Genomic DNA, 12,011 nt, shown 5'->3' with positions numbered 1-12,011 from the left:
GTGTCTTCCTCCAATTCCGGATCGCGCGTCGTTATGGTTTTTTGCCTTCGAGGCGCGGTGGCTGCACGTATGGCTCGCCGCGCCCGTTCCCGTCTACCGCCTGTGCGTCATCAACAACTCTTGAATCGATCGCGAATCAACCGTGAATCAGCATGCCGCCGTTCACGTCGATCACCGCGCCGGTGATATACGACGACAGCGGCGACGCGAGAAACAGGAACGCGCCGGCCACGTCGTCGGGCACACCCAGACGATCGAGCGGAATGCCGGCGAGAATCTCGCCGCGTTTGTCGTCGCTGATCTTGCCGGCGTTGATATCCGTTTGAATCAGACCCGGCGTCACGCAGTTCACCCGAATGCCGTCGATACCGAGTTCACGCGCCATCGCCTTGGCGAGACCGAGCACGCCCGCCTTCGCCGCCGAGTAGTGCGGGCCGCCGAGAATGCCGCCGCCGCGTTGCGCCGACACCGACGACATGCAGCCGATCGAGCCGCTCTTCTGCTTTTTCATTTGCGGCACGACTGCTTGCGACAGGTACAACACGCCGCGCAGATTGACGTCGAGAATCCGGTCCCAGCCTGCCGCGTCGATATCGAGCAGTTTGGCGGCCTGGGTAATGCCGGCGTTGTTGATCAGCACGTCGATCGCGCCGAAGTCGGCGACCGTGCGTTCGACGGCGGCCTGACACGCGCCGCGATCGGTCACGTCGCACGCATAGCCGCGATGCGCGCTGCCGATCGACGCGGCGGCCTCCATCGCGGCGTTTTCGTCGAGATCGAAAATCGCGACGCGCGCACCGTGCGCGGCGAACATGCGGGCGGTCGCCATGCCGATACCGCGCGGCGACGCACCCCCGGAAATGACAGCGACTTTACCGTCGAGAAGACGTGACTCGGACATGATGCGGATCTCCTGAATGGAATGCTTATGGATTGCTACGTTGCTGGCTATTGGTGACTACGCGGTGACTACGCGGTGACTACGCGGTGACTACGCCTGCCGCTTCTCGAAGCGGTTCAGCGCAGCCAGCCTTTGATCGTGTCGCACATGGCCGCGGTGGAAATGCCGTAGCGGTCGTGCAACGTGGGCAGCGCGCCCGCGTCGAGAAAGGCATCGGGCAGCCCGATCTGGCGGAATGGCGGGGTGACGCCGTTGGTCAGCAGCACATTGGCCACCGCTTCGCCGAGCCCGCCGATCACCGTGTGGTTCTCCGCGACGACCACCAGCCGCCCTGGCCGGCGCGCTTCGCGCAGCAGCGTGACCGAATCGAGCGGCTTGATGGTCGGCACATGCAGGACACCCACGTCGATGCGGTCGGCGGCGAGCTCTTTGGCGGTTTCGAGCGCGCGCATCGTCATGATTCCGGACGAGACGATCAGCACTTCGGCGCCGTCGCGCAGCAGCTTCGCCTTGCCGAGTTCGAAGCGGTAGCCGTATTCGTCGAGCACGACGGGTACGTTGCCGCGCAACAGGCGTGCGTAGACCGGGCCGCGATGATCGGCGATGGCGGGCACCATCTGTTCGATTTCCAGCGCGTCGCACGGGTCGATCACCGTGAGGTTCGGCATCGCGCGGAACAGCGCGAGGTCTTCGGCTGCCTGGTGGCTCGGGCCGTAACCGGTCGTGAGACCCGGCAGCGCGCAGACCAGCTTGACGTCGAGATTGTCTTCGGCGATGGCCTGGTGGATGAAGTCGTACGCACGGCGCGCGGCGAATACCGCGTAGGTGGTGACGAACGGCTGCGCGCCTTCGTGCGCCATGCCGGCCGCGGCGCCCATCAGCAGTTGCTCGGCCATGCCCATCTGATAGAAGCGTTCGGGGTATTCCTTGGCGAACAGATGCAGGTCGGTGTATTTGCCGAGGTCGGCGGTCATGCCGACCACCTCGGGCCGGTTGCGCGCCAGTTCGACCAGCGCGTGACCGAACGGCGCCGAGCGCGTGATCTGGCCTTCACCGGCGATCGACGCGATCATCGCCGAAGTCTTCAGGCGAGCTTTCGGGGCGGTGGCGCTCATACGTTTCTCCCGGCTTCCAGCGCCTGCAGCGCGAGTTGCCACTCGTGCGCGTCGACGCGGATAAAGTGGTTTTTTTCGCGGGCTTCGAGGAACGGCACGCCACAGCCCATCCTCGTATCGCAGACGATAATGCGCGGCTGCGCCTCCGGGTGCGCGCGCGCCGCGTCGAAGGCGGCGACCACGGCGGCCAGATCGTTGCCGTCCACGCGCTGTACGAACCAGCCGAACGCCTGCAACTTGTCGACCAGCGGTTCGAACGCCATCACGTTCGACGAGGGTCCGTCGGCCTGCTGGTTATTCACGTCGACCATCGCGATCAGGTTGTCGAGTTGCCAGTGCGCAGCGGACATGAGGCCTTCCCAGACCGCGCCTTCGTCGAGTTCGCCGTCGGAGAACAGCGTGTAGACGAAGGCGTCCGATTGCTTGCGCTTCAGGCCGAGGCAGCGGCCCACCGCAATCGTCAGCCCCTGGCCGAGCGAGCCGCCGGACATCTCCATGCCGGGCGTGTAGCTCGCCATGCCGGACATCGGCAGACGGCTGTCGTCGCTGCCGTAGGTCTCCAGTTCTTCATCGGCGATGATGCCGGCTTCGATCAGCGCCGCGTAGAGCGCGATCGCGTAGTGGCCGTTGGACAGCAGGAAGCGGTCGCGGCCTTCCCAGTCGGGGTCGTCGGCGCGATAACGCAGCGCCCGGAAATAGGCGACCGCCAGCACGTCGGCAATGTCGAGCGCCTGGCCGATATAGCCCTGGCCTTGCACTTCGCCCATTCGCAAAGCGTTGCGGCGGATCTGGTACGCGTGTTCGGCTAGCTCGGTGTAAGGGGCGATTTCGCTGGGGTTCACTGCGCGTCTCCTTGGTTTTTCGTGGTCCGCATCGACACCGCGGCCAGTGATTCAAGCGTAATCTCGCACCCGCCTGCGCTCAAACGAATTAAGATGGCCGATAGATGAATTGAATTCACGTTGGTGCTGCCATGCACAATCGGGTTACGCTCAAGTCGATACAAGCCTTCGAAGCCGCCGCACGGCTTTCTTCGTTTGCGCTCGCAGCAGAAGAACTGTTCGTCACGCCGTCCGCGATCAGCCATCAAATCAAGCTGCTCGAAGAGCAATTGAGCATTCGTCTGTTCCATCGGCTGCATCGCACGGTGCTGCTGACCGACTCCGGGCGGCAATACGCCGAGGAAATCACCTCCGCGTTCGCGCGGATCGACGCGGCCACGCGCGAGATCGGCCGCGTGGCGAAAAGCGACATCCTGACGATTCACTGCACGCCGAGCTTCGCGACGCAATGGCTGATGCCGCGCATCGCGCGATTCAGCGCGACGCATCCGGATATCGACGTGCGTTTGAATGCGTCGTCGGAAGCAGTGGATCTGATTTCAGGCGCGGTCGATATCGATATCCGCTACGGGCCGCGCAAACTGCAACCGGCCGGTACGCTGGTGCTCGAACTGCCGCCGGAGACGATCGTGCCGCTCTGTTCGCCCGCGTTGATGAGCGGCGACTATCCGCTGCTGGGTGTCGCGGATCTGCAGCACCACCCGTTGATTCATAGCGAAGGCTGTCTGGTCGGCTGGCGTGACTGGATGCGTTTGCATCGAAAGACGCGAGTCGATATTGGCCGTGGGCCGCGTTTCGATCGCTCGTTCATGGCGTTGAGCGCCGCGGTGGACGGACTCGGCGTGTGCCTCGAAAGTCTGCTGCTTGCGCAGCGCGAACTGGAAACGGGGCGGTTGGTGGCGCCGTTCGGGCTGGAAGGACTGGAGGTGCGGGGGTATACGCTGAATCTGTTGAAGTCGCGGGCCGATTTGCCGAAGCTGCGCAGCTTTCAGGATTGGTTGTTTGCGGAACTGGAGCGTTAGGCCGCCTTGTTCACCGGTATGCCGATGACCGGACCGAGCCGGCGTGCCGTTAGGAGAGCATTTTTAACCAAGACGCCCGCCCCCGACACTCAGTATCCTTGCCCCTATTCGTCATCTCATACGGGAACCTCACCGTGGCGCACTACCTTTGCCATGAACAGCCGGATCTGCTGGATTTCGACACGACGGTACTCGCCGCACGACCCGGCGCGGTCGTGCTGGGCCGTTCCGCGCTGCATCCGGGCGGCGGCGGCCAGGTCTCGGACGCGGCCACGCTGACGCACGCGCACGGCGCCGCGCGCATTACCGGCGTCGCGGCGGAGGGCGGGTTGCTATGGCATCTGCTCGACGAACCGCTCGAACTGAGCGGCGACGTGCATGTCGCCATCGACGCCGCGCGCCGCGCCACCGTCGCGCAACTGCATACCGGTACGCATATTCTCCACGCGCTGGTGTACCAGCGGTTCGCCGGCGCGCTCGTGACCGGCGCGCAGATCAATGCCGACGGCACGGCGCGCATGGACTTCGATTTGCCCGACGCGGACAACGACGCGCTGCGCGCGCTCGAAGAACCCGTCAACGACGTGATCCGCCGTGCCATGGACGTGCGCATCTATTACGTCAGCGCAGCCGAAGCGCAATCCACCGAAGGCCTGATCCGCAGCCTGTCGGTCGCGCCGCCGCCTACGTCGGACGGCCGCGTGCGGATCGTCGAGATCGGCGATCTGGACCGGCAGGCTTGCGGCGGCACGCATCTGAGTAACACGGCTCAGTCGCGTCAGATCCGCATCGGCAAGATCGAAAACAAGGGCCGCCGTAATCGCCGTGTCATAATCGAACTGGTTTGACGAACACCGCGAGGACACGCCATGCAAACGTCGGATAAAAGCGAACCGGAAGTGGTCTGCTGGCGCGACGGCGCGCTCGACGGCGCATGCCTCGCGACCGCCCGTTACGGCGACCACAAGTTCGACCGGCATCTGCACGACGAACTCGTCATTGTCATGACCGAGAGTGGCGCGGGACAATGCCACACGCGCGCCGGCAGCGACGTCGCCGGGCCCGGCAGCGTGCTGGAGTTCGGACCCGGCGAGTATCACAGCGGCGAAGTGTGGGAAGGCCGCGAATGGATTTACCGGGCCATTTATCTCGACATGGAAGGGCTGGGTGCGCTGAGCGCCGTGTTTTCACCGGAGTCGCGCGCCGACAGTCCGCTGCTGATTCCGCCGGGGCTCTATCAGGACCCGCATCTGGCGGGTCTACTGGTGAAAGCGCATGCGAGCCTCGACGAACAGCGCGCGGTTTCTCTGATGGAGCGTCAGGCCAACTGGTGGGGCGCGATGGGCATGCTGGTCGGCCGATATGGCGAATCCGCGCAGACCTTTGGCGAGGCGCGCCGCGAAGCGCACAAGATGGCGCAGGTGCGCGAGTATCTGGAGGCCCACTACGAGCGCGATATCCCGGTCGATGAACTCGCGGAACTGGTGGGCTTGAGCCGCTATTACCTGACGCGTGCGTTCTGCAAGGAGTTCGGTTTGCCGCCGCATGCCTATGCGACGCAAGTACGGTTGCTAGCCGCAAAACGGCTGCTTGCAACCGGGCACAATGCGGCGAGCGCCGCAGCGGCGGTTGGCTTTTACGATCAGAGCCATTTGAATCGTCTGTTCAAGCGGGCGTACGGAGTGACGCCGGGGAAGTACGCGGCGATGAAGCCGGGGCATTAGTTTTTCGAGGGCGCGTGGGGTCGTTTTTCAACGCACCGCACCGCACTGCATTGCTTGCCCTGAAACTCACTCTGGTAGCGCCACATCCTCGATCAACGCCGCTTGCAATAAACGCATGCGCCGGTCGACAAAATAGCCACCGCCCTCGGTATAGCGCAAATAAAGGCGGCGGCACAGCGAACATTGCCAGACGGCGCAGCGGTTATACGGGAAGTAACGCGGCGCGATCGGCGCGTCGGCCGCCCAGTAATTCGTCTTGCCCGGCAGATATTCGCTGAAGGTCGGCTCCGGATCGTCTTCCGGCGTCAGCGTGCCGACTTCCTCGAACTGGGTTTCGTCGAGCGACAACGGCTGCGATTGCCAGCCGTCGAGCGGCGTTTTAGTGCATGAGCAAGGCGTGGCAACGAGCGCTTGCGCTTCACGCGCGAGGTCGAGCAGCGTCGCCGCGTTCAGATAGTCCGTCATAACGGCTCGGGTTCCTGCAGGGTGTTTAAAAACGCCGCGAGCGCGGACAACCAATCCAGCGCGCGTTGCACCGCTGCTATCATGCCCGCGCTCGCGCCTCTGGGAAAGTCAGTTGTTCATCATCCGTTCGCGTTGCGGCACGACCCACGAGCGGTCGAAGCGTCCTTCGGCGATGGCCTTGAGCGACGCCGTTTCCTTCGCGTGCTGGCGGCGCGCGCCTTCGATCACGGCTTCGACATCGGCGGGCGCGATCGCTAGAAGGCCATCTTCGTCGCCAACGATGATGTCGCCCGGATGCACCGCCATGCCGCCCACCGTCACCGGCACGTTGATCTCGCCGGGTCCGTTCTTGTACGGCCCGCGATGCGTCACGCCCCGCGCGTACACCGGAAAATCGCGCAGGCGCAACGCGCCGACGTCGCGAATCGCGCCGTCGATCACCAGGCCTTGCACGCCGAGACTTTCCGCGAAGCTCGCCATGATTTCGCCCATCAGCGCCTGCGTCAGATCACCCGCGCCATCGATCACCAGCACGTCACCCGGCCGGCAAAAATCGAACGCGCGATGAATCGCCAGGTTGTCGCCCGGCCGCGTATGGACCGTGACCGCGGTGCCGGCCATTGGCCGGGGTTGATGGTACGGGCGCAAGCCGACCATGCCGCTCGAACGCGCCATATTGTCGCTGAGCAGCGACACCGCCAGTTCCCGCAATGCGTCGAGTGTGGCCGCGCGGGCCTGAGGCGCGGACTCGTATTCGCGCCAGCCGATTGGATTCATACCGTTGCCCCTTGTGTAGCGAATTGACGATCGAGTTGCCGCGATAAACGCGGATAGACGCTGCGTGCGTTGTCTTCGTAGATACATTGCCGATCCGCGGCGCTCAACCAGTCGATCGCGTCGATATAGCGGCGCGTGTCGTCGTAGTAGTGGCCGGTTTCCGGATCGATACCCTGGACCGCGCCGATCGTTTCCGACGCGAACAGAATGTTCTGCACCGGAATGACCTTGGCGAGCAATTCGGCGCCGGGCTGGTGATAGACACAGGTGTCGAAGAACACGTTATTCAGCAGATACTCGCTGAGCAGCGGGCGTTGCATGTCCTGCGCGAGGCCGCGATAGCGTCCCCAGTGATACGGCACCGCGCCGCCGCCGTGCGGAATGATCAGACGCAGCGTGGGGAAGTCGGCGAACAGATCGCCTTGCAGCAACTGCATGAACGCCGAGGTATCGCCGTTGATGTAATGCGCGCCCGTGGCGTGAAAATTCGCATTGCACGACGACGACACGTGAATCATGGCCGGCACGTCGAGTTCGACCATTGCTTCGTAGAGCGGATACCAGCTTCGATCGGTGATCGGCAAACCGGACCAGTGTCCGCCGGACGGATCCGGATTCAGATTGCAGCCGATAAACCCGAGCTCTTCGACACAGCGCCGCAATTCGGCAATGCACTTGGCAGGCGGCACGCCCGGCGCCTGCGGCAATTGGCACACGCCGACGAAGTTGCGCGGAAACAGTCCGCACACACGATGTATGAGATCGTTGGACTCGCGGGACCACGTCGCGTTGGCTTCGGCGGAGGCGAGGTGATGCCCCATGCCGGCGGCGCGCGGCGAGAAAATCGTCAGATCGGTGCCGCGTTCGCGCTGAATGCGCAACTGACCGTTGTCGATGCTTTCGCGAATCTCGTCGTCGCTAATCGTGGGGCGGGGCGGCGGCGTGCCGCCGTCTTTCAGCGCGGCGATCTGCTGCGCGCGCCAGACTTCGTGCTGGCGAGGCGCGGTCGTATAGTGACCGTGGCAATCGATGATCATGGTATGCAATACCCTTCTGTTGTGTTCGTGCTGACGCTTTTGCCTGCGTGCGCCGGATTTGCGATAGTCGATCCGGCGCGCGCGGTTGTCAGGTTCGTGGCGCCGCGTCGCCATGGGCGAGCGAGGCGGACTCGTCGTCGGCTGGCGTCACGCGCATGACCAGCGCGATGATCGTCGCGACGATCAGGAACGCCGCGATGGTCAGCAGCGCCAGTTTGAAATTGCCGGTCGCGTTGCGCACGAGCCCGATGCTCCACGGACCGACCAACCCGCCGAACTGCGCAATCGTATTGATCAGCGCAATCGTCGCCGCGCCCGCCGCGCCGGTTCTGAACGACGACGCCAAACTCCAGAACAGGGGATTGCCCGCATAGATGAACAAACCGGTCACACACAGCAACGCATAAGCGATCACCGGAGTCGGCGCATACGCGCTACCGGCAATAGCCAGCGCGCTCATGCCATACACGAACGCGAGGTGTTTCTTGCGGTCGCCGGTGCGGTCCGAACTGCGGCTGATCAGGAAAGTGCCCAGCACGCCGAGCAAGGGTGGCGCGGCCGAAAGAAAACCGACTTCGAGATTGCTCAGATGGCCGAGGCTTTTGACGATCTGCGGCAGCCACAGAAACAGTCCGTAAATGCCGACCAGCGCGCAACCGAACAGGCAGGCAAGACTCCACACACGAATGTCGCCGGCCACCCGCAGGAGCGGAAAGTGCGTGTTGCCGCCCAGCGCTTCGCGTTCCGTGGCGAGCGTGGTTTCGAGCCAGCGTTTTTCGTCGGCGGAAAGCCAGTCGGCGTCGGCGGGGCGTTCGGTCATGATGCGCAGGGTCACGAGGCCGAGCAGCATGGCGGGCACGCCTTCGAGAATGAACATCCATTGCCAGCCCTGCAAACCGAGCACGCCGTTCGCGTAGGTCATCAGCGCGGTCGAGATCGGTCCGCCCAGCACCGCGGAAAACGATCCCGCGATGATGTAGCCGCCCACCGCGCGCGCCCGGTAGCGCACCGGAAACCATTTGGTCAGATACACCGCGACGCCCGGCAGAAAACCCGCTTCCATCACGCCGAGCAGAAAGCGCAGCACGTAGAAGCTCGAATCGTTGAACACGAATGCGGTGGCCGCCGCGACCGCGCCCCACGTAAGCAGGATGCGTGCGATCCAGCGGCGTGCGCCGAGGCGATGCAGCAGAAGATTGCTCGGCACTTCCAGCAGCATGTAGCCGAAGAAAAAGATGCTGCCCGCAAAGCCGAACACCGCCGGGCTGAAACCCAACTGTTTGTTCATGTCGAGCGCGGCGAAACCGATGTTGATCCGGTCGAGATAATTAAAGAACATCATCGCGAAGAGCAGGGGCATCAGGCGCCCATACACTTTGCGCATGGTTGCGGCTTCATCGATCGAGGGCATTGACGTGTCTCCGTGTGGCGACAGTCGTTGCTGCCGCTGCGTTCTTTATCATGTGTGAGGCCATGATAAGAACGCGCGGAGCAGGCGTCCAAGACCGCTTACTTATGCTTGTATAGGTTTTTGCTTATAGTGCAGCGTCGGCAACGGGCGCCGGCAGGCAGTCGAGAAACGCACGCAGGTGCGGCGATGCATCGTCGGTGCGGAAGGTGGCCGCGAGGGTCGAACGATACGACGAACCCGGTCCCGCGAGATGACGGAACACGACGTCATGACGCCCATGCCGTGCCACCGATTCGCCGATGAACGTGACGCCCAGGCCGGCGGCCACCAGCGCAATGGCGGTTTGAATTTCATACGCCTCGTGCGCGACGAAGGGCGTCACGCCCGCATCGCGATACAGCGACAGCACCGAGCGTTTGAACTGCGCGTTCTGGTGCTTCGGATACAGAATCAGCGGTGTGTCGGCGAGCTCCGCGATCTGCACGCTTTGGTGCGCGGCAAGCGGATGATTCGGCTCGAGCGCCGCCATCACGCGTTCGCGCATCAGCGGATACGACGTGCAGCCTTCCACGGCAACGGGCTGCCGGCCAATGCCGATATGAATGCGCAGATCGCGCAGCGCATCGGTCTGTTCTTCGGTGAGCATTTCGAACAGTTTCAGTTCGACCTGCGGGTACGCGCGATGAAACGCCTTGAGCGCGGGCGGCAGCACGCTATACATCGACGAGCGGGTGAAGCCGACGCTGAGCCAGCCGCGCCGGCCCACGCCGATTTCCTGCGCCGCACGCGTCACCTGTTCCACCGAACCGAGAATCTGCCGCGCCTCGCTACACAGATAATGGCCGGCTTCGGTCAACACCAGCGGGCGTCTCGCCCGGTCCACCAGTTGCGTGCCGAGCCGTTCCTCGAGTGAACGGATCTGCTGGCTCAGCGCCGGTTGCGCGATATGCAGGCGCTCGGCGGCACGGCTGAAATTGAGTTCCTCGGCGAGAATCACAAAGCACTGCAAGGCCCTAAGGTTCATCACGCTCGTCCTGATACCTGATCTCCGGTAGGCACAGGATAGCCGGTCGGCGGCGCTCGGGGGCGTTTCGGCGGAGAGAAGCGCGCCCGGGCGTGGCGGATGAAACAGGCCGCTTAGCGATCGAAGCCGCCCTGGCACAGGTACTTGATGGACAGGTAATCGTCGAGCCCGTACTTCGAACCTTCGCGGCCGTAGCCCGATTCCTTCACACCACCGAACGGCGCCGCTTCGCTGGAGACGGCGCCTTCGTTGATGCCGATCACGCCCGCTTCGAGTCCACTCGCCACACGATCTATACGCCCAATGTCCCGCGTATAAAAGTAGGCGGCGAGGCCGAACGGCGTGTCGTTCGCCAGACGCAGCGCTTCGGCTTCGTCGGTGAAACGGAACAGCGGCGCGACCGGGCCGAAGGTTTCCTCGCAACACACCATCATGTCGTCCTGCGCGCCGGTCAGGACGGTCGGCGCGTAGTAGTTCGGGCCGAGTTCGGTCAGGCGCTTGCCGCCCGTCAATACTTTGGCGCCGTGCGCGACGGCGTCTTCCACGTGGCGGGCGATCTTGTCGATGGCGCGCGCGTTGATCATCGGGCCGATCTGCGCGTCCGGGTCGGTTGCGGGTGCAACCTTCAAGGCCGCGACGCGGGTTGCGAGCAGATCGGCGAAACGCTCGTAAACGCCGGCCTGCACGTAGACGCGGTTCGGACACACGCAGGTCTGCCCGCCGTTGCGGAATTTCGACGCCATCAGGCCGGTCACGGCCGCGTCGAGATCGGCGTCGTCGAACACGATGAAGGGCGCGTTGCCGCCCAGTTCCAGCGAGAGTTTTTTCAACGTGCCGGCCGATTCACGCGCCAGATGCTTGCCGACCGGCGTCGAGCCGGTGAACGTGATCTTGCGCACGCGCGCGTCGGCGAGCCAGTCGGCGACCGCGGCAATGCCCTGTTCGCGCGACGCCGACAGCATGTTCAACACGCCGTCCGGCAAACCGGCGTCCTGAGCGAGCGCGGCGAGCGCGAGGGCGGTGAGCGGCGTATCTTCGGCGGGCTTGGCGACCACGGTGCAACCGGCCGCGAGCGCGGGCGCGATCTTGCGGGCGATCATGGCGAGCGGGAAATTCCACGGCGTGATCGCCGCGACCACGCCGAGCGGTTCCTTCACGGCGCTCATGCGCTTGCCGCGTTGTTGCTGCGGAATCAGATCGCCGTAGATGCGGGTCGCCTCGTCGGCGAACCACGCGACGTACGACGCGCCGTACGCGACTTCGCCGCGGCTTTCGGCGAGCGGTTTACCTTGCTCCATCGACATCAGCTTCGCGAGGTCGTCGGTATTGGCGACGATCAAGGCGTGCCAGCGGCGCAGCAATTCGGCGCGCTCGCGCGGCAGCTTGTCGCGCCATGCGGGGAACGCGCGGGCGGCGGCATCCGTGGCGGCGCGGGCGTCCGCCGCGCCGCTGTTCGCGACTTCGGCGATCCGCTCGCCGGTGGCCGGATTGGTGACCGGGAAGCGCGCGCCGTCGGCGGCATCGGTCCATTGGCCGTCGATCAGATTGTGCGTGCGGATCAGTTCGTCGCGCGTCAAGGCGAGAGACATGAGGTGACTCCTTGAGGGTTGCCCTGGATGAGATCAAGGCATGCGGCAGCGCTCGCGTACCTTCGATCGATGCCTCGATGCTACGCCCGCGCGGCCGTGGATGA

The 12,011-nt window shown here is 64.2% G+C and carries 12 protein-coding genes; 3 read left to right on the top strand and 9 right to left on the bottom strand.

Annotated features, from left to right (window positions below; all coding sequences use genetic code 11):
- Nucleotides 1-136 precede the first annotated feature (136 nt).
- The 3 genes from BX591_RS26345 to BX591_RS26335 form a co-directional block, all read right to left on the bottom strand.
- A complete protein-coding gene (locus BX591_RS26345; protein ID WP_111934256.1) occupies nucleotides 137-901 on the bottom strand; it encodes an SDR family NAD(P)-dependent oxidoreductase in 765 nt (254 codons plus the stop codon).
- 116 nt (nucleotides 902-1,017) lie between these two features.
- Nucleotides 1,018-2,016: a transketolase family protein gene (locus BX591_RS26340; protein WP_111934255.1), complete on the bottom strand. Its 999-nt coding sequence runs from the start codon at nucleotides 2,014-2,016 to the stop codon at nucleotides 1,018-1,020.
- Complete coding sequence (locus BX591_RS26335) at nucleotides 2,013-2,858, bottom strand: transketolase (protein ID WP_111934254.1); 846 nt, start codon at nucleotides 2,856-2,858, stop codon at nucleotides 2,013-2,015. The genes BX591_RS26340 and BX591_RS26335 overlap by 4 nt, the downstream gene beginning before the upstream one ends.
- Before the next feature lie 131 nt (nucleotides 2,859-2,989).
- Here BX591_RS26335 and gcvA point away from each other — a divergent pair, with 131 nt between their 5' ends.
- The 3 genes from gcvA to BX591_RS26320 all read left to right on the top strand — a co-directional run bounded on the left by gcvA (nucleotide 2,990) and on the right by BX591_RS26320 (nucleotide 5,604).
- Nucleotides 2,990-3,880, top strand: coding sequence for a transcriptional regulator GcvA (gene gcvA, locus BX591_RS26330; RefSeq protein WP_111934253.1), 891 nt, complete (start codon nucleotides 2,990-2,992; stop codon nucleotides 3,878-3,880).
- A 134-nt stretch (nucleotides 3,881-4,014) separates the two neighbouring features.
- The gene (locus tag BX591_RS26325; protein WP_111934252.1) at nucleotides 4,015-4,728 is read left to right on the top strand and encodes an alanyl-tRNA editing protein; all 714 of its coding nucleotides are present in this window, start codon (nucleotides 4,015-4,017) and stop codon (nucleotides 4,726-4,728) included.
- Between the two features lie 21 nt (nucleotides 4,729-4,749).
- Entirely contained in the window at nucleotides 4,750-5,604 is an 855-nt protein-coding gene (locus BX591_RS26320; RefSeq protein ID WP_111934251.1) for an AraC family transcriptional regulator, read from the top strand.
- A 66-nt stretch (nucleotides 5,605-5,670) separates the two neighbouring features.
- On the opposite strand, the gene BX591_RS26315 is transcribed toward BX591_RS26320, so the two are convergent.
- The 6 genes from BX591_RS26315 to BX591_RS26290 all read right to left on the bottom strand — a co-directional run bounded on the left by BX591_RS26315 (nucleotide 5,671) and on the right by BX591_RS26290 (nucleotide 11,907).
- Nucleotides 5,671-6,069, bottom strand: a complete 399-nt coding sequence (locus BX591_RS26315) for a hypothetical protein (protein WP_111934250.1) — start codon at nucleotides 6,067-6,069, stop codon at nucleotides 5,671-5,673.
- Nucleotides 6,070-6,177: 108 nt separating this feature from the next.
- Nucleotides 6,178-6,846 carry an RraA family protein gene (locus BX591_RS26310; protein ID WP_111934249.1) on the bottom strand — a complete coding sequence of 223 codons (669 nt, stop codon included), beginning with the start codon at nucleotides 6,844-6,846 and terminating at the stop codon, nucleotides 6,178-6,180.
- The gene (locus BX591_RS26305; protein WP_111934312.1) at nucleotides 6,843-7,883 is read right to left on the bottom strand and encodes an amidohydrolase family protein; all 1,041 of its coding nucleotides are present in this window, start codon (nucleotides 7,881-7,883) and stop codon (nucleotides 6,843-6,845) included. Before BX591_RS26305 ends, BX591_RS26310 begins: the two co-directional genes overlap by 4 nt.
- A gap of 88 nt (nucleotides 7,884-7,971) precedes the next feature.
- Nucleotides 7,972-9,294, bottom strand: a complete 1,323-nt coding sequence (locus tag BX591_RS26300; RefSeq protein WP_111934248.1) for an MFS transporter — start codon at nucleotides 9,292-9,294, stop codon at nucleotides 7,972-7,974.
- A 124-nt stretch (nucleotides 9,295-9,418) separates the two neighbouring features.
- Entirely contained in the window at nucleotides 9,419-10,318 is a 900-nt protein-coding gene (locus BX591_RS26295) for a LysR family transcriptional regulator (protein WP_111934247.1), read from the bottom strand.
- Between the two features lie 113 nt (nucleotides 10,319-10,431).
- Nucleotides 10,432-11,907: an NAD-dependent succinate-semialdehyde dehydrogenase gene (locus BX591_RS26290; RefSeq protein ID WP_111934246.1), complete on the bottom strand. Its 1,476-nt coding sequence runs from the start codon at nucleotides 11,905-11,907 to the stop codon at nucleotides 10,432-10,434.
- Nucleotides 11,908-12,011 lie beyond the last annotated feature (104 nt).

This window comes from Paraburkholderia bryophila (assembly GCF_003269035.1).
GTDB classification, from domain to species: Bacteria; Pseudomonadota; Gammaproteobacteria; order Burkholderiales; family Burkholderiaceae; genus Paraburkholderia; species Paraburkholderia bryophila.
This window is presented reverse-complemented; position numbering and strand designations above follow the sequence as displayed.

Bases quoted from the DNA above. Each gene is read 5' to 3' on its own strand.
- BX591_RS26290 (WP_111934246.1), bottom strand. From the start codon at position 11,907: ATGTCTCTCGCCTTGACGCGCGACGAACTGATCCGCACGCACAATCTG.
- BX591_RS26300 (WP_111934248.1), bottom strand. From the start codon at position 9,294: ATGCCCTCGATCGATGAAGCCGCAACCATGCGCAAAGTGTATGGGCGC.
- BX591_RS26320 (WP_111934251.1), top strand. From the start codon at position 4,750: ATGCAAACGTCGGATAAAAGCGAACCGGAAGTGGTCTGCTGGCGCGAC.
- gcvA (WP_111934253.1), top strand. From the start codon at position 2,990: ATGCACAATCGGGTTACGCTCAAGTCGATACAAGCCTTCGAAGCCGCC.
- BX591_RS26310 (WP_111934249.1), bottom strand. From the start codon at position 6,846: ATGAATCCAATCGGCTGGCGCGAATACGAGTCCGCGCCTCAGGCCCGC.
- BX591_RS26345 (WP_111934256.1), bottom strand. From the start codon at position 901: ATGTCCGAGTCACGTCTTCTCGACGGTAAAGTCGCTGTCATTTCCGGG.
- BX591_RS26315 (WP_111934250.1), bottom strand. From the start codon at position 6,069: ATGACGGACTATCTGAACGCGGCGACGCTGCTCGACCTCGCGCGTGAA.
- BX591_RS26295 (WP_111934247.1), bottom strand. From the start codon at position 10,318: ATGAACCTTAGGGCCTTGCAGTGCTTTGTGATTCTCGCCGAGGAACTC.
- BX591_RS26340 (WP_111934255.1), bottom strand. From the start codon at position 2,016: ATGAGCGCCACCGCCCCGAAAGCTCGCCTGAAGACTTCGGCGATGATC.
- BX591_RS26305 (WP_111934312.1), bottom strand. From the start codon at position 7,883: ATGATCATCGATTGCCACGGTCACTATACGACCGCGCCTCGCCAGCAC.